This window comes from Bradyrhizobium sp. TM102 (genome assembly GCF_009176685.1).
GTDB classification, from domain to species: Bacteria; Pseudomonadota; Alphaproteobacteria; order Rhizobiales; family Xanthobacteraceae; genus Bradyrhizobium; species Bradyrhizobium ottawaense.
This window is the reverse complement of record NZ_AP021855.1, coordinates 4,886,840-4,908,054: the sequence shown is the minus strand read 5'-3', so window position 1 is coordinate 4,908,054 and position 21,215 is coordinate 4,886,840. Positions and strand designations below refer to the sequence as shown.

The following is a 21,215-nucleotide window of genomic DNA, read 5'->3' as shown; positions in this document are numbered from 1 at the left end:
GCCCCTGGGGTCAGAGCATGTAGCCGCCGTCGACGACGAGGTCGACGCCGGTGGTGAAGGCGCTCTCGTCGCTGCCGAGATAGACCGCCATGTTGGCAATCTCCTCGGCGGTGCCGAGCCGGCCCATCTTCTGGCGGGAGATGAACATCTCCTTGCCTTGCGGTCCCTGTGCGGCGGCGCGGTCGAGCATCGAGGGCGTCTCGACGGTGCCGGGGCAGATCGAGTTGCAGCGGATGCCCTTGGTGATGAAGTCGAGCGCGACCGCACGCGACAGCAGCGACACTGCCGCCTTCGACGAGCTGTAGACGTAGCGGTTCGCCGGCGGCCGCAGCGCTGCGCAGGACGAGATGTTGACGATGCTGCCCCCGCCGCCCGCGATCATGTCGGGCAGGAACGCCCTGATGGTCCGGTGCATCGACTTGACGTTGAGGTCGAACGAGAAATCAAAATCCTCTTCCGAGCACTCCAGGATGGTGCCGTGGTGCACGAAGCCGGCCGCGTTGAGCAGGATGTCGATCTTGCCGATGCGCTTGGCAAGGGCGTTGACGTCGGCGGTGTTGCGCACGTCGAGCTTTGCGACCTCGGCAATGCCTTCCTTGGTCAGATCAGCGATACCGGTCTCGTTGATGTCGGTGGCGATGACGGTTGCGCCTTCACGCGCAAATGCGATGGCGCAAGCGCGCCCGATGCCTGCTGCCGCAGCCGTGACGACGGCGCGTTTGCCCTTGAGGCGGTGTGCCATGTTGTTTTCTCCTTTGAATTGGTGCCGTCATTCCGGGGCGCGGCGAAGGCGCGAGCTACGATGCGCAATTGCGCATCTGAGAATCCATAACCACGATCGGGAGTATGGATTCCGGCCTGCGCCTTGCGGCGCATCCCGGAATGACAATCTTGCTTAGTGATTATCCCGCGCCACGCCAAACGTGCCGGCGACGTTCTGATAGCGCGTGGCGAGCTCCATGCAGGCGCCGGTCGATTGCTGGCCGACGGTGTTGCGATAGATCTCCTGCCACGGCGTCTGGTTTTCGGGATGCTTGAAGCCGCCATTGGCCTTGAGCTCGGCGTGACGCTTCTTCAGCTCCTCGTCCGAGATCAGGATGTTGGCGCTGCCCTTGTTGAGGTCGACCCGGACCTTGTCGCCAGTCTTGAGGATCGCAAGCCCGCCATTGGCGGCAGCTTCCGGCGAAGCGTTCAGGATCGAGGGCGAGCCCGAGGTGCCGGACTGGCGGCCGTCGCCGATGCAGGGCAGGGACAGGATGCCGCGTTTGATCAGCGCTGCCGGCGGCTGCATGTTCACGACCTCGGCTCCACCAGGGTAGCCGATCGGTCCGGTGCCGCGGATGAACAGCACGCAGCGCTCGTCGATGTCGAGCGAGGCATCGTCGATCCGCTCGTGATAGTCCTCCGGACCCTCGAACACGATGGCGCGGCCCTCGAATGCGTTGGGATCTTTCGGATTGCTGAGATAGCGGTCGCGGAATTCCTTGGAGATCACCGAGGTCTTCATGATCGCGGAATCGAACAGATTGCCCTTCAGCACCAGGAAGCCGGCGTCCTTCACCAGCGGCTTGTCGTAAGCCCAGATCACGTCGTTGTCGGGGACAGGCGCGTCCTTGCAGTTCTCGCCGATGCCGCGGCCGTTGACGGTGACGGCATCCTCATGGATGCGCTTGTGCTTCATCAACTCGCGCACCACCGCAGGCACGCCGCCGGCGCGGTGGAATTCCTCGCCGAGATAGAAGCCGGCCGGCTGCATGTTGACCAGCAGCGGCACGTCGTGCCCGACCTTCTGCCAGTCCTCGATGGTGAGCTCGACGCCGATGTGGCGGGCCAGCGCGTTGATGTGGATCGGCGCGTTGGTCGAGCCGCCGATCGCCGAATTGATCACGATGCAGTTCTCGAACGCCTTGCGGGTCAGGATGTCCGAGGGCTTGAGATCTTCCCAGACCATCTCGACGGCGCGCTTGCCGGTCTCGTAGGCGATCTGGCCGCGCTCGCGATAGGGCGCGGGGATCGCCGCGCAGCCCGGCAGCGAGAAGCCGAGCGCTTCGGCAAGACCGTTCATGGTCGAGGCGGTGCCCATGGTGTTGCAATGGCCGACCGAGGGCGCCGACGAAGCCACGATCTCCATGAACTCTTCATAGTCGATCTCGCCCGCGGCGAGCCGCTCGCGTGACTTCCAGACGATGGTGCCGGAGCCGGTGCGCTCGCCGGCATGCCAGCCGTTCAGCATCGGGCCGCCCGACAGCACGATCGCGGGCAGATTGACGGTCGCCGCCGCCATCATGCAGGCCGGCGTGGTCTTGTCGCAGCCGGTGGTGAGCACGACGCCGTCGAGCGGATAGCCGTAGAGGATCTCGACCAGGCCGAGATAGGCGAGGTTGCGGTCGAGCGCGGCGGTCGGGCGCTTGCCGGTCTCCTGGATCGGATGGGTCGGGAATTCCATCGCAATGCCGCCGGCCTCGCGGATGCCCTCGCGGACGCGATGGGCAAGCTCGATATGGTGGCGGTTGCAGGGAGAGAGGTCGTTGCCGGTCTGGGCGATGCCGATGATCGGCTTGCCGGACTGCAGCTCCGCACGGGTGAGGCCGTAATTGAGGTAGCGCTCCATGTAGAGCGCCGTCATGCCCGGATTATGCGGGTTGTTGAACCATTCCTGCGAGCGAAGGTGGCGGCGGGAGCCGTTGCCGGCGGGCGCATGCCCATTGGTTGGCTTTTTTGTCATTGGTTTCTCCTGCAATGCAAACGCACTGGCGTCCGTCCATTTACATCAGTCTTGGGGTGTCGGCTTGTGCGATGCCCAATGACGCCAATGACGGATCGCTGGCCCGCTGGCGGGTCGTTTCCTCACAAATGCGATACTAGTCATGGCTACTTGGTAACGCTACCATTTTGTTCGCCGCGCCTGCGACTGAAACGGTCGGCCTGCTGTCCGAATGGCGCGGCGATGAGCTTTGCCGCTCGATCACCCTGAAGCCGAGATCGAGCACCGGCTGCTCCGGGCGCCGTCCGTCGATCGCCTCGATCAGCATGGTGGCGGCCGTTTTGCCCATCTCGTAGCGGTTGGTGCGCACGCTGGTAAGGGTGGGGACGGCGGAGGCCATGAACTCGAGGTCGTTGAAGCCGACGATCGCGATCTGCTCGGGGACAGCGATCTCCCGGCGCCGGCATTCGAACAGTACGCCGAGCGCAAGGTCGTCATTGGCGCAGAACACCGCATCGAGATTGGGCTCGCGCGCCAGGAGATCGGTGAACAGGGCGCCGCCCAGCGTCACCGAGGTCGGTGTCGCCGTGGTGACGACGAGGCGCTGCTCGAACAGTGCGGCATCCTTCATCGCCGAGACATATCCGTCCAGCCGCCGCTGCACCCGCGGGTCCATGCGCGCACCGACGAAGCCGATCTTGCGGCGGCCCTGCTCGAACAGGTGCGCAACCGCTGCGCGGGCTGCATCATAGTGCGAAAAGCCGATCATCATGTCGACCGGATCGGGGCCGATCTCCATGATCTGCACGATCGGGCAATCCGCGGCCTCCAGCATGGCACGCGATTCCGTGGTCTGGTCGATGCCGGTGACGATCAGCCCGGCCGGCTTCTGCGCGAGAAACAGTCGCAGCAGCTTTTCTTCCTGGAGAATGCTGTAGCGCGTGTTGGACAACTGGATCGAGTAACGGCTACCTTCGGACGCGTCGTAGATGCCGCGCAGCACGTCCGAGAACACGTTGTTGGTGAGGGACGGGATCAAGACACCGATGACCTCGGTGCGTTGCGAGGCCAGCGCGCGGGCCGCAAGGTTCGGCACATAGCCGAGCTCCTTGGCGGCGCTCTCGACCCGCGTCCGCTTGCCGATCGACAGGGCCTCCGGATTGCGGAAGAAGCGGGACGCCGTAATCGGGCTGACGCCGGCAAGCTCGGCGACTTCCGCCAGCCGGATCTTGCCTGACTTGGTGCGTTTTCGACCCATTTGCTGCTCTTAACACAGTCAGTCCCGCAAACAAAGGAACGTTGACAGCGCTACCAGCAACGACTAACCAAAGACAAATTGCCAAAACCGCACAAACTGCCGACAATGTTGCCCGCTAAGATCGGGCCGAGTTCGGTGAAGTCTGAAAAAACAAGACGGTCGCGGCGCTAGAGGCGCCGTGGACTTTCGAGGAGGGAGCTAGATGTCGTCTGTGCAAATCCGCGACGTGCGGAAATCGTTCGGCAATTTTGAAGTCCTGCACGGCGTGACTGTACCGATCGAGGACGGCCAGTTCGTCGTTCTGGTCGGCCCTTCCGGCTGCGGCAAGTCGACGCTTCTGCGCATGCTCGCCGGTCTCGAGAACATCACCTCCGGCACGATCTCGATCGGCGACCGCGTCGTCAACAATGTCCAGCCCAAGGAGCGGGACATTGCGATGGTATTCCAGAACTACGCGCTCTATCCGCACATGACGGTCGCCGACAACATGGGCTTCTCGCTGAAGCTGCGGAATGCGGGCGCCGACGAGATCAACAAGCGCGTCAAGCGCGCCGCCGAGATCCTCGCGCTGTCGCCGCTGCTCGATCGCTATCCGCGCCAGCTCTCCGGCGGCCAGCGCCAACGCGTCGCGATGGGCCGCGCCATCGTGCGCGATCCGCAAGTCTTCCTGTTCGACGAGCCCTTGTCCAACCTCGACGCCAAGCTGCGCGTCGCCATGCGCACCGAGATCAAGGAGCTGCATCAGCGGCTGAAGACGACGACCGTCTACGTCACCCACGACCAGATCGAAGCCATGACCATGGCCGACAAGATCGTCGTCATGCATGACGGCATCGTCGAGCAGATGGGCACGCCGCTCGAGCTCTATGACAAGCCCGATAACCAGTTCGTCGCCGGCTTCATCGGCTCGCCCGCGATGAACTTCCTGAAGGGGCATGTGCGCGTCAACGGCGTTGCGACCTTCGAGGGACCGAACGGCGTCAAGCTGCCGCTCAAGACCGCTCCCGCGGCGTCCGACGGCCGTCCCGCGGTCTATGGCGTGCGGCCCGAGCATTTCACCATTGCCGACGACGGCGCCGAAGCCGAGATCATCGTGGTCGAGCCGACCGGCTCGGAGACGCAGGTGTTCGCCAAGATCGGCGGCGAGCAGGTCGTCGCGGTCTTCCGCGAACGCCATCAGTTCAACCCGGGCGACAAGATCCGGCTGAAGCCCGATCCGTCGCTGGTGCATCTGTTCGACGAGGCGACGGGAAAGCGCCTGAACGCGTAGCGTAAGTTCAAGTTAAGACAATAAAAAGCATCACAGGGAGGACGACATGCAAGACTTTACCCGCCGGACTCTGCTTCAAGGCGGAACGGCACTGGCTGCGACCGGCATGCTCACCGGGCCGGCACTGTTCGATTTCGCCAAGGCCTGGGCGCAGAGCGCGCCCTGGAAGGCGGAGCCCGGTGCCAAGCTGACCGTGATGCGATGGAAGCGCTTCGTGCCGGCTGAGGACGACGCGTTCAACGCAATGGTCGCGGCGTTCAAGGCTGCCACCGGCACCGAGATGAACGTGTTCAGCGAATCCTTCGAGGATGTGCAGCCGAAGGCCTCGGTTGCGGCCAATACCGGCTCCGGACTCGATCTCGCCTGGGGCCTGCACACGTTGCCGCAGCTGTTCCCCACCAAAGTGCTGAAGATGAACGACGTCGCCGATTATCTCGGCAAGAAGTACGGCGGCTGGACCGATGCGGCCGCCAAGACCTGCAAGCAAGGCAACGACTGGCTCGGTATTCCGGTCGCGACCAACGGCGGTTACATGACGTACCGCAAGTCGGCGCTCGACAAGGCGGGGTTCAAGGAATTCCCGAAGGACTTCCCCAGCTTCCTCGAGATGTGCAAGGCGCTGAAGGCGAACAACACGCCGGCCGGCTTCGCGCTCGGGCACGCCTCGGGCGACGGCAATTCGTGGCTGCACTGGGTGCTGTGGGGCCACGGCGCCTACACGGTCGACCAGAGCGACAAGATCATCATCAATTCGCCGGAGACCGCGAAGGCGCTTGAATATTGCAAGTCGCTGTACGATGCCTTCATCCCGGGCACCGCGTCCTGGAACGATTCCTCCAACAACAAGGCGTTCCTCGCCGGCGAGCTCTATTGCACGGCGAACGGCATCTCGATCTACGTCGCCGCCAAGACCGATGCGAGCAAGAAGGAGCTCGCCGAGGACACCTATCACGCGCTCTGGCCGGTCGGACCGGTCGGCAAGCCGACCGAGCTGCAGCTTGCGCTGCCGATCCTCGCCTTCAACTTCACCAAATATCCGAACGCGGCGAAGGCTTTCGTCGCCTTCATGCTGGAGAAGGAGAACTACGAGAAGTGGCTGGACGGCGCGCAGGGCTATCTGACGCAGACCTTGAACGGCTATGAATCGGCGCCGATCTGGACGGCGGATCCCAAGAATGCCGTGTTCTCGCAGGCGTCCAAGCGCACTCTCCCGGCGGCCGGTATCGGCACCGTCGGCGAAAAGGCGGCAACCGCAATCGCCGACTTCATCGTCGTCGACATGTTCGCCAACTACTGCACCGGCACCAAGGATGCGAAGGGCGCGATGGCGGAAGCCGAGCGCCAGCTGAAGCGCATCTATCGCTGAGGGTCACGGGGCGGGCGGCCATTCGGCCGCCCGCTCGTCAACATTTCGATCAGGGATATCGGGCATGGCTGATGTCGCAATTCCCCGGGCCAAGCCTCAGATGAGAGAGGACGGCGCCTGGACCCAGCTCAAACACAATCGCAACTGGCTCGGCTTCTGGTTCATGGTGCCGGCCATGGCCTTCCTGATCTTCTTCCTGGCCTATCCGCTGGGGCTCGGCATCTGGCTGTCCTTCACTGACACCCGCATCGGCAGGGTCGGGCACTTTGTCGCTACCGAGAACTATGAGTGGTTGTGGGACGACTCCATCTTCTGGCTGTCGGTGTTCAACACGCTGCTCTACACCTTCGTCGCCAGCGCCCTCAAATTCGCGATCGGGCTTTATCTCGCGCTGCTGCTGAACGAGAACATGCCGTTCAAGGCGATGTTGCGCGCGATGGTCCTGATCCCCTTCATCGTGCCGACGGTGCTCTCGGCACTGGCGTTCTGGTGGATCTTCGATTCGCAATTCTCCATCATCTCCTGGTCGCTGAGGCATCTCGGCCTGATCGACCAAAACATCAACTTCCTCGGCGACACGACCTGGGCGCGGATTTGCGTGATCTTCGCCAATATCTGGCGCGGCGTGCCGTTCGTGGCGATCACGCTGCTGGCGGGCTTGCAGACGGTGTCGCCCTCGCTCTATGAAGCCGCAACGCTCGACGGCGCCACGCGCTGGCAGAATTTCCGCTTCATCACCTATCCGCTGCTGACGCCGATCATCGCCGTCGTGATGACCTTCTCGGTGCTGTTCACCTTCACCGACTTCCAGCTGATCTGGGCTATGACGCGCGGAGGCCCGGTCAACGCCACCCATCTGATGGCGACGCTGTCCTACCAGCGCGCGATCATCGCCGGGCAGCTGGGCGAGGGTGCCGCGATCTCGAGCGCCATGATCCCGTTCCTGCTCGCCGCAATCATGGTGTCGTGGTTCGGCCTCCAGCGCAGGAAATGGCAGCAGGGAGAGAACAATGACTGATCTGCCCACCAGGTCCGTTGATCTCAAGGCCGTGCTATCGGGATCCTCTCCGACGGTGGCGAAGGACGATCACAGCGAGGGCATGAGCTATCTGCAGTCGGTGCCGCGCCGGATGGTGACGCTGTACCTGCCGCTCGCGATCATCGTCATCGTTCTGCTGTTCCCGTTCTACTGGATGGCGCTGACCTCGGTGAAGCCGGACGAGCAATTGCTCGATCTCGACAGGTACAACCCGTTCTGGACCTGGAATCCGACCTTCAAGCATTTCCACAAGCTGCTGTTCGAGAGCTACTACCCGTACTGGCTCTGGAACACGATGTACGTGGCCGTCTGCGCGACGGTGCTTTCGATCATCGCGTCGGTGCTAGCTGCCTACGCCATCGTGCGCTTGCGCTACAAGGGCGCCAATCTCGTCGGCGGGCTGATCTTCCTCGCTTATCTGGTGCCGCCATCGATCCTGTTCATCCCGCTCGCCACCGTCGTGTTCCAGTACGGGCTGTTCGACTCGCCGCTGGCGTTGATCCTGACCTATCCGACCATCCTGATCCCGTTCTCGACCTGGCTCTTGATGGGCTATTTCAAGACCATCCCGTTCGAGCTCGAGGAATGCGCGCTGATCGACGGGGCGAGCCGCTGGCAGATCCTGATCAAGATCGTTCTGCCGCTCGCAATCCCCGGGCTGATCTCGGCCTTCATCTTCTGCTTCACGCTGTGCTGGAACGAGTTCATCTACGCGTTGACCTTCCTGCAGTCGACCAGCAACAAGACGGTGCCGGTCGCGATCGTCAACGAGTTCGTGGACGGTGACATCTACCGCTGGGGTTCGCTGATGGCCGGAGCCCTGGCCGGCTCGCTGCCGCTCGTCATCCTTTACGCCTTCTTCGTGGAGCATTATGTGTCCGCGATGACCGGCGCCGTGAAGGAATAATCGCGGGGTCTGCCACGGGAGCGCGCCGGAGGCTGCGCGCTCCGGCCAATAAGAAGGAGTTAAGCTCTTGCACATTCTGGTTCTCGGCGCCGCCGGCATGGTCGGCCGCAAATTGTGCGAACGGCTGTTGCGTGACGGCCGGCTCGGCAAGAGCGACATCACCAAGCTGACCATGCATGACGTGGTCGAACCGAAGAGGCCGGAAAAGGCCGGTTTCCCGGTCGAGACCGTGTCGGGCGATTTCGCAGTCCCAGGCGCGGCCGAGAAGCTCATCGCCGGCCGCCCGGACGTGATCTTCCATCTCGCCGCGATCGTCTCCGGCGAAGCCGAGCTCGACTTCGACAAGGGTTACCGCATCAATCTCGACGGCACGCGGATGCTGCTCGATGCTGTCAGGCTGGTCGGCGGCGGCTACAAGCCTCGCGTGGTGTTCACGTCCTCGATCGCGGTGTTCGGCGCGCCGTTCCCCGATGCGATCGGCGACGAGTTCTTCCACACCCCGCTGCTCAGCTACGGCACCCAGAAGGCGATCGGCGAGCTGTTGCTGGCCGACTATTCGCGCCGCGGTTTCCTCGACGGCATCGGCATCCGTCTGCCGACCATCTGCATCCGGCCGGGCCTGCCCAACAAGGCGGCATCGGGTTTCTTCTCCAACATCCTGCGCGAGCCGCTGGCCGGCAAGGAAGCGGTGCTGCCGGTGTCCGAGGACGTTCGCCACTGGCACGCGACGCCGCGCTCCGCGGTCGGCTTCCTGCTCCATGCCGGCACCATGGATCTCGCCACCGTCGGCCCGCGCCGCAATCTGACCATGCCAGGCCTTTCGGCAACGGTCGGCGAGCAGATCGCCGCCTTGAAGCGGGTTGCCGGCGAAAAAGTCGCGGCGCGCATCAAGCACGAACCTGATCCCTTCATCGTCGGCATCGTCGGCGGCTGGCCGCGCAATTTCAATGCAAAGCGGTCGCTCGAGCTCGGCTTCACCACCGCCGAGAAGACCTTCGACGACATCATCCGCATTCACATCGAAGACGAGCTCGGCGGCAACTTCGTCGCATGATCTCTGACTGAGCGAGCCCTGGTGATGGCGAGCGTTGCTTGCATCGGCGAATGCATGGTCGAGCTCAGGCAGGCGCAAGGAGGCGCGTCTGCCGGGCAAGGGCAGGGCGGCGGGCTGTATTCGCGCGGCTTCGGCGGTGACACCCTCAACACCGCGGTCTATCTGGCGCGGCTCGAGGTCAAGGTCGATTATCTCACCGCGCTCGGCGATGACGGCCTCAGCGAAGAGATGATCGCGGCCTGGAATGCGGAGGGCGTCGGCACAAGGCGTGTCGTGCGGCTGGCCGGCAAGCTACCCGGCCTCTACATGATCCAGCTGGATGCGAAGGGCGAGCGCCAGTTCTTCCACTGGCGCGACAGCGCGGCGGCGCGCCAGCTTATGAACCTGCCGGAGACCGATGAGCTGCTCAACTCGCTGATGAGCTACGACATCGTCTATCTCTCCGCGATCACGCTCTCGATCTACGATGCGCCCGGGCGCGAGCGGCTGTTCGCGGCGATCAAGCGCGCGCGCCTGCTCGGCACCCGCTTTGTGTTCGACACCAATTTTCGCGCGCGGGGTTGGCCGGACCGCGACGTCGCGCGCGAGGTGTTTGCGGCTGCTTTCGCCGCCGCCGATATCGTGCTGACCTCGACCGAGGACCTGCTCGCGCTCTATCCTGGTGAGAGCAACGATCAGCTGATGGCACGCATCGCGACGCCCGAGCTGGTGTTCCGGCTCGCCGAGCCCGTCAGCCTGCTGCGTTTCCCCGGGGCTACCCATGAGGTCCGGGCCGAACCGATGACCAAGCCCGTCGTCGACACCACGGCGGCCGGAGACAGCTTTGCCGCGGCCTATATCGCGGCCCGGCTCGCCGGTTCCGATCCGGTCGAGGCCGCCCAGGCCGGGCATCGCCTCGCCAGCCTCGTGATCTGCTATTCCGGCGCCATTATTCCGGGCTATGCCATGCCGCCGAAGAAACGGCACCGGCCGGCGACCTCCCGCCAGGCGACCAAGTAAAGATCGAGACCCTATGACCACGACTGCCCAACAGAACCACCTCGCCGCGCTGTTCAAGGCGGCGACCGTCATTCCCGTCCTCACCATCGAGCGGATCCAGGATGCCGTGCCGCTGGCGCGCGCGCTGGTTGCCGGCGGCGTCCGCACGCTGGAGGTGACCATGCGCACCCCGGTTGCGATCGAGGCGGCGAGGGCGATGATGGCCGAAGTCCCGGAGGCGGTCGTCGGCATCGGCACGATCCTCAATCCGGCCGACTTCACCCGTGTCGAGAAGCTCGGCGTCGCCTTCGGCATCAGCCCGGGCCTGACCCCCGATCTCCTCAAGGCCGCCGCCCACAGCTCCCTGCCGTTCGCGCCGGGCATCGCCACGGCGTCCGAGCTGATGCTGGCGCTGTCGCACGGCCTCGACGTCGCAAAATTCTTCCCGGCAGAGCAGGCCGGCGGCATCAAGGGCCTGCGTTCGCTCGGCGGCCCGTTCCCGAACGTGCGGTTCTGCCCGACCGGTGGCATCGGTGAGGCCAATGCGGCGAGCTGGCTCGCCGAGCCCAACGTGGTCGCGGTCGGCGGTTCCTGGCTGTGCCCGACGGCCGAGATCAAGGCCGGGAACTGGGCCGGCATAACTGCCATCTGCCAGCGCACCCTCAAGGCCCTGAAACCCGCGTGAAGTCTTGCCATCCCTGCGCTAAGACTTAGCTCAGGAAGAGAGACCCCAGGGAGACATGACCATGACCGCCAGCATCGTCGGATGGGCGCATACGCCGTTCGGCAAGTTCGACACCGAGACCGTCGAAAGCCTCGTCACCCGCGTCGCCAATGAGGCGATGGCCGATGCCGGCATTTCGGCCGGCGATGTCGACGAGATCGTGCTCGGCCATTTCAACGCCGGCTTCTCGGCGCAGGATTTTACCGCCTCGCTGGTGCTCCAGGCCGACCCGAAGCTGCGCTTCAAGCCGGCCACCCGGGTCGAGAACGCCTGCGCCACCGGTTCTGCCGCCGTGCACCAGGGCCTGCGCGCGATCGCCGCAGGCGCCGCCAAGATCGTCCTGGTCGTCGGTGTCGAGCAGATGACCCGCACCCCGGGCGCCGAGATCGGCAAGAACCTGCTGAAGGCGTCCTACCTGCCCGAGGACGGCGACACCGTCGGCGGCTTCGCCGGCGTGTTCGGCAAGATCGCCAGCTCCTATTTCCAGAAATACGGCGACCAGTCCGACGCCCTGGCGCTGATCGCGGCCAAGAACCACAAGAACGGCGTCGCCAATCCCTTCGCCCAGATGCGCAAGGATTTCGGTTTCGACTTCTGCCGCGCCGAGAGCGAGAAGAACCCCTACGTCGCCGGCCCCCTGAAGCGCACCGATTGCTCGCTGGTCTCCGACGGCGCCGCCGCGCTGGTGCTGGCTGACGCCGAGACCGCCAAGGGCATGACCAAGTCGATCGGCTTCCGCGCCACCGCGCACGCCCAGGACTTCCTGCCGATGTCCAAGCGCGACATCCTCCAGTTCGAGGGCTGCACCGTTGCCTGGCAGCGCGCGCTGGAGAAGGCCGGGGTGACGCTGTCCGATCTCTCCTTCGTCGAGACCCATGACTGCTTCACCGTGGCCGAGCTGATCGAATACGAAGCGATGGGGCTGACGCCGAGGGGGCAGGGCGCCCGCGCCATCAAGGAAGGCTGGACTCTCAAGGACGGCAAGCTGCCGGTCAATCCGTCCGGCGGCCTGAAGGCCAAGGGCCATCCGATCGGCGCCACCGGCGTTTCCATGCATGTGATGACCGCGATGCAGCTCGCAGGCCAGGCGCCCGAGGGCATGCAGCTCAAGAACGCCAAGCTCGGCGGCATCTTCAACATGGGCGGCGCCGCGGTCGCCAACTACGTCTCCGTGCTGGAGCCGCTGAAGTAGGTCTTGTAGGGTGGGCAAAGGCGCGAAGGCGCCGTGCCCACCCTCTTCCTTGCGTTAGATCATGGTGGGCCCGCTTCGCTTGGCCCACCCTATGGCTCCTGATTGATTGGCGGAAATGCATCATGAGCACTGACTACGAAGACTCGCTGTCGATGGACGCACTCAACGGTCGGATTGCGATCCTCGAGGACAATATAAGGCAGCTCATCGAGCAGGCCGCGGCCGCCTCAGGCGAGCAGAACGAGTCGCGCATCGCCGACCGGATCAGCCAGCAGAACGAAGAGCTCGACCGGCTCCTCAAGATCCGCGAATCCCGCCAGAAGAAATAGCGGCCGGTATCGCCGCGCGGCGCATGCGGCCATACGCCGGCCGCCCTTGTGCGCGCGGCCCCGCTGCCTTTAGCTGGACCGAAATCGCGGGGCCGCGCCTTGAGTCCCCCGCGCAATCGGGAGCGAATGATGGGGCCGCTGAAGGGCATCAAGGTCATCGACATGACCACCGTGCTGATGGGGCCGTATGCGACCCAGATGCTCGGCGATTACGGCGCCGACGTCATCAAGGTGGAATCGCTCGACGGCGACGTCACCCGCCTGATCGGCCCGATGCGCCATGCCGGCATGGGCCCGGTGTTTCTCAACACCAACCGCAGCAAACGGTCGATCTGCCTCGATCTGAAGAAGCCCGCGGGCCGCGAGGCCGTGTTGCGGCTGCTGAGGGACGCCGACGTTCTCGTCTACAACGTCCGTCCGCAGGCGATGGCGCGGCTGCAGCTCGGCTACGACGTCGTCTCCGCCCTCAATCCGCGCCTCGTCTATGCCGGCGTGTTCGGCTTCGGCCAGGATGGCCCGTATGCCGCAAAGCCCGCCTATGACGATCTGATCCAGGGCGCCACCGCGCTGCCGGCGCTGATGGCGCAGACCGGCGACGGCGTGCCGCGCTACGTGCCGAACGCGCTGGTCGACCGCATCGTCGGCCTCACCGCCGTCGGCGCGATCTGCGCCAGTCTCGTGCATCGCGACCGCACCGGACGCGGCCAGCGCGTCGATATCCCGATGTTCGAGACCATGGCCGGCTTCGTCATGGGCGATCACATGGGCGGGCTCACCTACGAGCCGCCGCTCGACAAGGGCGGCTATGCCCGCCACCTCTCGCGCGACCGCAGGCCGTACAAGACCTCGGACGGCTATCTCAGCGTCATCGTCTACAACGACAAGCAGTGGGAGAACTTCTTCAAGGCGACGGCGCGCGATGATCTGCGTGTCGATCCAAAATTCGCGACTTTCGCGGGGCGCGCCGCCAATATCGACTTCGTCTATGCCGAGCTCGCGCGCATCTTCGAGACGCGCTCCACCGCCGAATGGATCGACCTGCTGACCAAGGCCGACGTGCCGGTCATGCCGATGCACGACCTCGCCTCGATCTTGCACGATGAGCATCTGGAGGCGACGAATTTCTTTCCGGTCGTGGACCATCCGACCGAAGGTCCGATCCGCAGCATGAAAGTGACCGCGACCTGGTCGGAGACGGAGGCCGAGCCGGTGCGGCTGGCGCCGCGGCTCAACGAGCACGGCGCGGAGATTCTTCGCGAGATCGGATACTCCGCCGACGAGATCGCCGCCATGGTGCGCGACGGCGTCACGCGCTCGCCGCCGGAGTAGGGGAGGAAGTGATGGCGACAACTCTTTCATCCGTCATTCCGGGGCGCGACGAAGTCGCGAGCCCGGAATCCATAACCACGATCGGGAGTATGGATTCCGGGCTCGCGCCAAGGGGCGCGCCCCGGAATGACGAGGAGGAGAGACGATGAGCTTCATCACCGGCGTCGGCCTCACGCCCTTCGGCAAGCATGACGGCTCGTCCTCGCTCGACCTGATGAGCCAGGCGGCACAAGCCGCGCTCGACGATGCCGGGCTGAAGCGTGCGGACATCGACGGCATCCTTTGCGGCTATTCCACCGTCTCGCCGCACATCATGCTGGCGACCGTGTTCGCCGAGCACTTTGGAATCCGCCCGAGTTACGCTCACGCCGTGCAGGTCGGCGGCGCCACGGGACTCGCGATGACGATGCTGGCGCATCACCTCGTCACCTCGGGCGTCGCGCGCAATGTGCTGGTCGTTGCCGGCGAGAACCGGCTCACCGGGCAGAGCCGCGATGCCTCGATCCAGGCGCTGGCGCAGGTCGGCCATCCCGAATACGAGGTGTCGCTGGGACCAACGATCCCCGCCTATTACGGCCTCGTCGCTAGCAGGTACATGCACGAATATGGCGTGACCGAAGAGGACCTTGCCGAATTCGCCGTGCTGATGCGCAGCTACGCCTGCACCCATCCCGGCGCGCAATTCCACGACCCGATCACCGTTGCCGACGTCATGGCCTCGAAGCCGGTGGCGATGCCGCTCAAGCTGCTCGACTGCTGCCCCGTGTCCGACGGCGGCGCCGCCTTCGTCATCAGCCGCGAGCGGACGGGGGAGGCGGGCGTGCGCATCCGCGGCTGCGCCCAGGCGCATACCCATCAGCATGTCACGGCCGCGCCCGCGCTCAGCGAACTCGGCGCCGAGATCTCCATCGCCCGCGCCAAGAAGGCCACGGGCCTTGCGATCTCCGATGTGCGCTACGCCGCGATCTACGACAGTTTTACCATTACGCTCGCGATGCTGCTCGAAGACCTCGGTCTTGCCGGCCGCGGCGAGGCCGCAGCCCGCGTCCGATCGGGCCATTTCAGCCGCGACGGCGCGATGCCGCTGAACACCCATGGCGGCCTGCTCAGCTATGGCCATTGCGGCGTCGGCGGCGCCATGGCGCATCTGGTCGAGGCGCATTTGCAGATGACGGGGCGGGCGGCTTGCCGCCAGGTGCGCGACGCCTCGATCGCGTTGCTGCATGGCGACGGCGGCGTGCTGTCGTCGCATGTGAGCATGTTCCTGGAGCGGGTGCGATGAGCGGGCGTCTGGCAGACTGGACCAAGGGCGAGGCGGCCATCACCTACCAGACCTGCAACTCATGCGGGCATGTGCAGTATTTCCACCGCGCCTTCTGCGCGGCTTGTGGCGAATCGGATCCGCGCGAGCAGCGCGCCAGCGGCAAGGGCAGGGTCTATGCGAGCTCGCTGGTCTGCCGCGCCGCCACACCCGAGACGCGCGCACACGTGCCTTACAACATTTTGCTGGTCGATTGCGCCGAGGGTTTTCGCATGATGGCGCATGGCGACAACGGACTCGTCATCGGCGATTCGGTCATCGCGAGCTTCAAGCCGTTTGCCGGGAAACTCGTGCCGTTCTTCACGAAGGAAACGTAACGGGATTCGTCATTCGGGGGCGGTCATGGGACCGAGCCTGGAACGGGTATTCTGGGCCTGGCCTGTGCGAGGGCCACCCCGGAATGACGAAAACTCTAGAACTCCAACTAACGCCCGTAGAACAAGATGCTGGCGATGACGAGCATCGCCGTCACCGCCAGCATATGCGCGAGCGCTCCCGAGGCCGCCCCCTTGGTGGCTTCCTTCATGCCTTTTTCTCCCTAGACTTGGGCGTGACTCATCGTTGTGCGGCTAGCGCACCTGACGGCCAATTGTTTTACTCGGAACACCCCATTTGCGAGTATTCACCGTGATTTGTCCCCACGCGGCGAATATCGACTGTGTCAGGGTCGATCAGCAATGCGGCGGCAATTTGACTTGATAATGTTGCTCCTGCGTCCTCGCGCGAATAGAGTCTTTGGGAACTTGCGCGGACGACGACAAAAAGCATCAAAAAATCAGGGAAAACTTCAGGAAAATCATGGCCCGCATCAACTACAGCGACCCGTCCAAGGCATCCGACCGCACCCGCGAAATTCTCGACAAGAACCGCAACGCCAACATCTTCCGCATGATGGCGCACTCGCCAAGCTATTTCGAGCAGTACTGCCGCCTGGGGGGCGCCATCCGTCACAAGGGCGAGCTCGATCCGGTCGTGCGCGAGCTTGCGATCACCCGCACCGGCATCTTGTGCGAGGCGCCGTACGAGATCGTCGCGCACAAGCGGATCGGCAAGAATGTCGGCGTCACCGACGCGCAGAACGAGGCGCTCGAAAACTGGCAGGCGGCGACGTGCTTCAACGAGGTGCAGCGCGCCGCGCTCGCCTTCACCGACGAGATCGTGAAACTCAAGAAGCCGACGGATGCGACCTTCAAGGCGATCGCAGCGAAGCTGACGCCGGCTGCGCTGGTCGAGCTGCAGCTCTCGGTCGGCTTCTACATCATGACGTCAAAATTCCTGGAGACGTTTGAGATCGATCTCCAGCCCGTTACCGAAGTGGTGGGCTGATCGAAGCACCGCGGCGAGGGATGCCAATGACGATCGATGAATATGCGGCCTGGGCCGCGAGCGTTGCGAAAGTCGATGAACATCCGTCCAACGAGCGGCTGTCCTATCTCGGTCTCGGCCTCGCGGGCGAGGCCGGCGAGGTGGCCGAGCACATCAAGAAGCTGTTGCGCGATGACTGGCTCGACAAGGCTGGCCTCGTCGATGAGCTCGGCGACGTCATCTATTACTGGGCCTGCCTCTGCGCGACGACCGGCCAGAAGCCGTCCGAGCTGCTCGAAAGGAGCGCGGCAAAGATCAAGCGGCGGCTGAGCGAGGCGGCGAGCCGGTAGGGCAAGAGATGTAGGCTGGACACCGACAGCCTCCACAGCGTCATGCCGGGCTCGTCCCGGCCATGCCATGCAGCACGATGGACGTGGATGCCCGGGACAGGCCCGGGCATGACGACCTGTCGTGAATGAGCTGCTCTACATCGATGTCAGAATATCCACCTTGGCGTTGGCGACAATCAGGCGGTCGGCGAGGAGCTGGGCGAGGTTGCGCATGATGCGCTCGCTGGCGTGCGGGTGCCGCTGGCGGAAGCGTTCGAATTCCTGCAGCGGAGCCTCATAGGCGGTCGCTGCCATGTCGGCGAAGACGTCGGCCGAGCGCGTGGATTCCAGCAGCGCCATCTCGCCGAACGCCATGCCCGCGGTCAGCGTCGCGAGCCGCACGCCGTCAGGCAGCGTGACGTGCACGGCGCCGCTGCGCAGGAAAAACAGGGAATCGGCGGGATCGCCCGTGGTGAGAATCTTCGCGCCGGACTGATAGGTGCGGATGGTGCAGATCGAGGTGAGGTCAGTCAGCTCGTCCTCGCCGAGGCCCTCGAGCAGCGGTTGCTCGGCAAGCTCGGTGGTCTCGTGGAAGTCGATCGAGCCGCCGTAGCGGTAGACGATCTGGTCTTCGGCCCATTCGATCGCGGTGTCGAGCAGGTAGAAGTCGCGGACGTTCTTCAGCTCGGCCGTCCATTCCCGCAACGTGTCCCATTCCTTGGATGCGCGCCTGACGCCCGACAGCACCACCGTGACATTCAGCGCCGCGAGCTCCTCGAACGCTTCGGCGACGAGCCGCGCCCCGGCGCGCGTGGTGGAGGTGACGCGGTGCAGATCGAAGATCACGAATTGCGGACGGGGCCGCCCCGCAAGCCGCCGGGAGACGTAGTCGACCGCGGACAGTGACAGCGTGCCGACCAGCTCGATGATCCGCACCTCCTGCTCATGGGCGGCGAGAATCTCGCGCTCCTGCGGCCGGCGCACGCGGCGCGACGGGCTCTTGCCGATATCGTAGTCGGCGATGACGGCGTTGCGCGCATCGTCGCTGCGGTTGAGCATGTGCAGATCGTAATGTGAGGACAGCGCCTCGCAGACCTTGATGCCGCGCACGCTGTTGCCGTGCTTGTCGAGCCTTGGCGAATAGCTGCCGAGCCCGAGCCGGGCGGGGAGGGCGGCAAGGATGCCGCCGCCGACGCCGCTCTTGGCGGGAATGCCGATCCGGTAGATCCATTCGCCGGCATAGTCGTACATGCCCGAGGACGTCATCACCGACAGCGTGCGGGAGATCGCGTAAGGCGTCAGCACCTGCTCACCCGTGACCGGATTGACGCCGCGATTGGCGAGGGTCGCCGCCATCACCGCGATGTCGCGCGCGGTGACCAGCACCGCGCATTGCCGGAAATAGACGTCGAGCACGCCTGCGACATTGTCCGAGATCACCGCGTTGGTCTTCAAGAGATAACCGATCGCGCGGTTGCGGTCGCCGGTCTGGCTCTCCGAGCCGTAGACGGCCTCGTCCACCGCGAGATCGCGACCGGCGAAGCGGCTCAGCGCCAGGCGTATCTGCTCGAAGGCATCTGCGCCCTTGCTGTCGTAGATCAGCCCCGTGCAGGCGATCGCGCCGGCATTGACCATCGGGTTGAACGGGTGGTTCTCGGAATTGAGCCGGATCGAGTTGAAAGGATCGCCCGACGGTTCGACGCCGATCGCGCTCTCGACCCTGCCGGCGCCGAGCAGGTCAAGCGCCAGCGCGAACACGAACGGTTTTGACATCGACTGGATGGTGAAGGGCACCCTGGAGTCGCCGACCTCGTAGACATGGCCGTCGAGCGTGGCGAGGCTGATGCCAAAACAGGCAGGATCAGCCTTGCTCAGCTCGGGAATGTAGTCGGCGACCGCGCCTGAGGTCTCGGCCGAGAATTCGTTGAGGCAATTGTCCAGAAACCGCAGCAAGGGCGGCTTCGAGCGGCTCCAGGCGGAGGCGAGGGGCGAAAGCGGTTTCATCGCCTCTCTTTGTGCAACGCAATCAGGGTATGCGCAACCCGTTCGGTACCACGGCCTGCCGCCGGACCAGCAGCAGGGCGAGCAGAACCGTGGGTGCAAGGATGGCAAGGCCCAGCAGCGTCACCTGCAGCTGCGACAGCGGCATGATCCCGCCGCCCGGTGTCGCCACCACGAAGCCGCCGATCACCAGCAGAACGCGGATCGGCCATTCCAGCCCGCCGGCGCTGCGTAAGTCCCCGACGAAGGGCTGATAGCCCTGGATGCCGCCGCAGATGAACAGCGTGCCGAACGCAGCAAGTCCCATCAGGCCGAGACCGGCGAGATACGGGCTCGGCCCTTGCAGCACCAGCGCCGGATTAAGCACGAAGAAGAACGGGATGAAATAGATGATGCTGCCGACCCACATCGATTCCCAGCCCGTCTTCATCGCCGGCGAGCCGGCAATGCCTGCGGCCGCGAAGGAGGCGATCGCGACCGGCGGGGTAATCGAGGACAGCATGCCCCAATAGAAGATGAACATGTGCACGGCCATCTTGTTCAGCCCGAGCTTCTCCAGTGCGGGCGCGACCAGGATGGCAAGGAAGATGTAGCAGGCCGTCGTCGTCAGCCCGAGGCCGAGGATCAGGCTGGTGACCGCGCACATGCCGAGCAGCAGGAAGGGATTGTCGCCGGCAATATGCAAGAGATCGTTAGCAAGGCTCGACACCACTCCGGTCATCGAGAACGCGCCGATCAGGAGACCGCAGCCGGCGAGGATGCCGACGAGCTCGACGAAGGTGCGGCCGTTGACCTCGAGGAATTTTCCGATCGTCGCAAGGGTCCAGCGGGTGTCCTTGGAGAAGAATTGGTTGAGCACCAGCAGCAGCGCGGTCGCGTAGAACGGCGCATGGCTTTCGCGCTTGAAGTAGAGCAGCATCACGATCAGCAGGGCGATGACGAAGACGTAGTACCAGCCGTCCTTGATCGTATCCATGATCCGCGGCAGCTCGGCGCGCGGAATCCCCTTCAGCCCGTGGCGCGCGGCGTAGGTATCGACCTGCATGAACAGGCCGACATAATAGAGCGCGGCCGGGATGATCGCGGCGACCGCGACCTCGGCGTAGCTGATATTGAGGAACTGCGCGATCACGAAGGCGGTCGCGCCCATCACCGGCGGCGCCAGCACCGCGCCGGTCGAGGCGCAGGCCTCGATCGCGCCGGCATAGGAGGCGCGAAAGCCGCTCTTCTTCATCACGGGGATGGTCATGGTGCCGGCGGTCAGCACGTTGGAGATGATCGAGCCCGACATCATGCCGAGCAGGCCGCTCGCGAAGATGCAGACCTTGGCCGCGCCGCCGCGGAACGTCCCGCACATCGCGAAAGAGAGGTTGATGAAGAATTTGCCGGCGCCCGTCATCATCAGCGCAGTGCCGAATACGAGGAAGCCGATCACGGTATCGGCGAAGGCCTGGATCGGAATGCCGAGCAGGCTCTCGCCCGACAGCACGTGATAGGCGGTCGCCTGCTCCAACGTCGATTGCGTGCCGCGGAAAGGGCCGAGCCAGCTGGATTCGGCGAACAGCGGATAGACGGTGAAGGGGAGCACGCTCAACAGCAGGCTCCAGCCGCCGGTGCGGCGCAGCGCCTCCATCAGCATCACCCACATCACGAGCCCCGCGGCGATCACGTTGTTCGGCGCGCCGCCGAATTCCCAACCGGCCTCCGCCGCCTTGCGCACGTTCGACATCAGCAGCAGCGCTGCGGCGAAAGTCGCGGCGAACAAGACGAGGTCGTACCAGGGAATCCGGTCGAGCGGGGCGCGCTCGGAGCCCGGAAAGATCAGGAAGGTGAAGGGCAGCATCAACGCGATCAGGAGATAGAAATACTCCGTGTTGAGCTGGGTGTAGCCGATGAAGAAGCGCAACGAGAATTGCTGGTTGATGCAGAGCAGGATCGTGGCCGCGGTCGCCGCGACCAGCGTCCAGCGCCAGGCGCCGCGCAAGGTGCGCACGCGCGTGACTTCGGCCTCCTGCATGTTGCCGGCCGCGCCATGTGGATCGTCGAATACGACCCGCTTGGCCTCGTCTTGCGGGGCAGTGGAGGTGGAAACGGAAGACATCAATCGAC

Annotated in this window: 19 protein-coding genes; 14 read left to right on the top strand and 5 right to left on the bottom strand. The window is 64.5% G+C overall.

Annotation, left to right across the window (positions count from 1 at the left end):
* Window positions 1-10: 10 nt before the first annotated feature.
* From GDN70_RS23620 to GDN70_RS23610, 3 genes are all read right to left on the bottom strand, one after another.
* The gene (locus GDN70_RS23620; RefSeq protein WP_152103099.1) at window positions 11-742 is read right to left on the bottom strand and encodes an SDR family oxidoreductase; all 732 of its coding nucleotides are present in this window, start codon (window positions 740-742) and stop codon (window positions 11-13) included.
* A 153-nt stretch (window positions 743-895) separates the two neighbouring features.
* Entirely contained in the window at window positions 896-2,725 is a 1,830-nt protein-coding gene (locus GDN70_RS23615; RefSeq protein WP_095425905.1) for an IlvD/Edd family dehydratase, read from the bottom strand.
* A 136-nt stretch (window positions 2,726-2,861) separates the two neighbouring features.
* Entirely contained in the window at window positions 2,862-3,962 is a 1,101-nt protein-coding gene (locus GDN70_RS23610; RefSeq protein WP_097668157.1) for a LacI family DNA-binding transcriptional regulator, read from the bottom strand.
* A 202-nt stretch (window positions 3,963-4,164) separates the two neighbouring features.
* On the opposite strand from GDN70_RS23610, the gene GDN70_RS23605 reads away from it, so the two are divergent.
* The 14 genes from GDN70_RS23605 to GDN70_RS23540 all read left to right on the top strand — a co-directional run bounded on the left by GDN70_RS23605 (window position 4,165) and on the right by GDN70_RS23540 (window position 17,126).
* The gene (locus tag GDN70_RS23605; protein ID WP_028145162.1) at window positions 4,165-5,232 is read left to right on the top strand and encodes an ABC transporter ATP-binding protein; all 1,068 of its coding nucleotides are present in this window, start codon (window positions 4,165-4,167) and stop codon (window positions 5,230-5,232) included.
* Window positions 5,233-5,278: 46 nt separating this feature from the next.
* Window positions 5,279-6,598: an ABC transporter substrate-binding protein gene (locus GDN70_RS23600; RefSeq protein ID WP_028145161.1), complete on the top strand. Its 1,320-nt coding sequence runs from the start codon at window positions 5,279-5,281 to the stop codon at window positions 6,596-6,598.
* A 100-nt stretch (window positions 6,599-6,698) separates the two neighbouring features.
* Window positions 6,699-7,616: a carbohydrate ABC transporter permease gene (locus GDN70_RS23595; protein WP_080670311.1), complete on the top strand. Its 918-nt coding sequence runs from the start codon at window positions 6,699-6,701 to the stop codon at window positions 7,614-7,616.
* Window positions 7,609-8,544, top strand: a complete 936-nt coding sequence (locus GDN70_RS23590) for a carbohydrate ABC transporter permease (protein ID WP_028145159.1) — start codon at window positions 7,609-7,611, stop codon at window positions 8,542-8,544. The genes GDN70_RS23595 and GDN70_RS23590 overlap by 8 nt, the downstream gene beginning before the upstream one ends.
* A gap of 67 nt (window positions 8,545-8,611) precedes the next feature.
* A complete protein-coding gene (gene denD / locus GDN70_RS23585; protein ID WP_028145158.1) occupies window positions 8,612-9,598 on the top strand; it encodes a D-erythronate dehydrogenase in 987 nt (328 codons plus the stop codon).
* A gap of 24 nt (window positions 9,599-9,622) precedes the next feature.
* Window positions 9,623-10,597: a sugar kinase gene (locus GDN70_RS23580; protein WP_152103098.1), complete on the top strand. Its 975-nt coding sequence runs from the start codon at window positions 9,623-9,625 to the stop codon at window positions 10,595-10,597.
* A gap of 13 nt (window positions 10,598-10,610) precedes the next feature.
* Window positions 10,611-11,261, top strand: a complete 651-nt coding sequence (eda, locus tag GDN70_RS23575; RefSeq protein ID WP_028145156.1) for a bifunctional 4-hydroxy-2-oxoglutarate aldolase/2-dehydro-3-deoxy-phosphogluconate aldolase — start codon at window positions 10,611-10,613, stop codon at window positions 11,259-11,261.
* A 61-nt stretch (window positions 11,262-11,322) separates the two neighbouring features.
* Window positions 11,323-12,492 (top strand): acetyl-CoA acetyltransferase, encoded by a 1,170-nt coding sequence (locus GDN70_RS23570; RefSeq protein ID WP_028145155.1) that lies wholly within the window; start codon window positions 11,323-11,325, stop codon window positions 12,490-12,492.
* A gap of 122 nt (window positions 12,493-12,614) precedes the next feature.
* On the top strand, window positions 12,615-12,821 hold the full coding sequence (locus tag GDN70_RS23565) for a hypothetical protein (RefSeq protein ID WP_028145154.1): 207 nt from the start codon (window positions 12,615-12,617) through the stop codon (window positions 12,819-12,821).
* A gap of 129 nt (window positions 12,822-12,950) precedes the next feature.
* Window positions 12,951-14,150, top strand: a complete 1,200-nt coding sequence (locus tag GDN70_RS23560; RefSeq protein WP_152103097.1) for a CaiB/BaiF CoA-transferase family protein — start codon at window positions 12,951-12,953, stop codon at window positions 14,148-14,150.
* A 145-nt stretch (window positions 14,151-14,295) separates the two neighbouring features.
* On the top strand, window positions 14,296-15,432 hold the full coding sequence (locus GDN70_RS23555) for a thiolase family protein (RefSeq protein ID WP_152103096.1): 1,137 nt from the start codon (window positions 14,296-14,298) through the stop codon (window positions 15,430-15,432).
* On the top strand, window positions 15,429-15,788 hold the full coding sequence (locus GDN70_RS23550) for a Zn-ribbon domain-containing OB-fold protein (RefSeq protein ID WP_095425908.1): 360 nt from the start codon (window positions 15,429-15,431) through the stop codon (window positions 15,786-15,788). Before GDN70_RS23555 ends, GDN70_RS23550 begins: the two co-directional genes overlap by 4 nt.
* Window positions 15,789-16,269: 481 nt before the next feature.
* The gene (locus tag GDN70_RS23545; RefSeq protein ID WP_028145150.1) at window positions 16,270-16,797 is read left to right on the top strand and encodes a carboxymuconolactone decarboxylase family protein; all 528 of its coding nucleotides are present in this window, start codon (window positions 16,270-16,272) and stop codon (window positions 16,795-16,797) included.
* A gap of 26 nt (window positions 16,798-16,823) precedes the next feature.
* Entirely contained in the window at window positions 16,824-17,126 is a 303-nt protein-coding gene (locus GDN70_RS23540; RefSeq protein WP_028145149.1) for a nucleoside triphosphate pyrophosphohydrolase family protein, read from the top strand.
* A 135-nt stretch (window positions 17,127-17,261) separates the two neighbouring features.
* Here GDN70_RS23540 and glsA read toward each other — a convergent pair whose 3' ends face one another.
* On the bottom strand, window positions 17,262-19,109 hold the full coding sequence (glsA, locus tag GDN70_RS23535) for a glutaminase A (RefSeq protein WP_038946421.1): 1,848 nt from the start codon (window positions 19,107-19,109) through the stop codon (window positions 17,262-17,264).
* Window positions 19,110-19,131: 22 nt separating this feature from the next.
* Window positions 19,132-21,207, bottom strand: a complete 2,076-nt coding sequence (locus tag GDN70_RS23530) for a TRAP transporter permease (RefSeq protein ID WP_038970914.1) — start codon at window positions 21,205-21,207, stop codon at window positions 19,132-19,134.
* Between the last annotated feature and the right edge of the window lie 8 nt (window positions 21,208-21,215).

Coding starts and splice junctions, on each gene's coding strand:
- GDN70_RS23620 (WP_152103099.1), bottom strand. CDS start 742: ATGGCACACCGCCTCAAGGGCAAACGCGCCGTCGTCACGGCTGCGGCA.
- GDN70_RS23615 (WP_095425905.1), bottom strand. CDS start 2,725: ATGACAAAAAAGCCAACCAATGGGCATGCGCCCGCCGGCAACGGCTCC.
- GDN70_RS23610 (WP_097668157.1), bottom strand. CDS start 3,962: ATGGGTCGAAAACGCACCAAGTCAGGCAAGATCCGGCTGGCGGAAGTC.
- GDN70_RS23605 (WP_028145162.1), top strand. CDS start 4,165: ATGTCGTCTGTGCAAATCCGCGACGTGCGGAAATCGTTCGGCAATTTT.
- GDN70_RS23600 (WP_028145161.1), top strand. CDS start 5,279: ATGCAAGACTTTACCCGCCGGACTCTGCTTCAAGGCGGAACGGCACTG.
- GDN70_RS23595 (WP_080670311.1), top strand. CDS start 6,699: ATGAGAGAGGACGGCGCCTGGACCCAGCTCAAACACAATCGCAACTGG.
- GDN70_RS23590 (WP_028145159.1), top strand. CDS start 7,609: ATGACTGATCTGCCCACCAGGTCCGTTGATCTCAAGGCCGTGCTATCG.
- GDN70_RS23580 (WP_152103098.1), top strand. CDS start 9,623: ATGGCGAGCGTTGCTTGCATCGGCGAATGCATGGTCGAGCTCAGGCAG.
- eda (WP_028145156.1), top strand. CDS start 10,611: ATGACCACGACTGCCCAACAGAACCACCTCGCCGCGCTGTTCAAGGCG.
- GDN70_RS23570 (WP_028145155.1), top strand. CDS start 11,323: ATGACCGCCAGCATCGTCGGATGGGCGCATACGCCGTTCGGCAAGTTC.
- GDN70_RS23565 (WP_028145154.1), top strand. CDS start 12,615: ATGAGCACTGACTACGAAGACTCGCTGTCGATGGACGCACTCAACGGT.
- GDN70_RS23560 (WP_152103097.1), top strand. CDS start 12,951: ATGGGGCCGCTGAAGGGCATCAAGGTCATCGACATGACCACCGTGCTG.
- GDN70_RS23555 (WP_152103096.1), top strand. CDS start 14,296: ATGAGCTTCATCACCGGCGTCGGCCTCACGCCCTTCGGCAAGCATGAC.
- GDN70_RS23550 (WP_095425908.1), top strand. CDS start 15,429: ATGAGCGGGCGTCTGGCAGACTGGACCAAGGGCGAGGCGGCCATCACC.
- GDN70_RS23545 (WP_028145150.1), top strand. CDS start 16,270: ATGGCCCGCATCAACTACAGCGACCCGTCCAAGGCATCCGACCGCACC.
- GDN70_RS23540 (WP_028145149.1), top strand. CDS start 16,824: ATGACGATCGATGAATATGCGGCCTGGGCCGCGAGCGTTGCGAAAGTC.
- glsA (WP_038946421.1), bottom strand. CDS start 19,109: ATGAAACCGCTTTCGCCCCTCGCCTCCGCCTGGAGCCGCTCGAAGCCG.
- GDN70_RS23530 (WP_038970914.1), bottom strand. CDS start 21,207: ATGTCTTCCGTTTCCACCTCCACTGCCCCGCAAGACGAGGCCAAGCGG.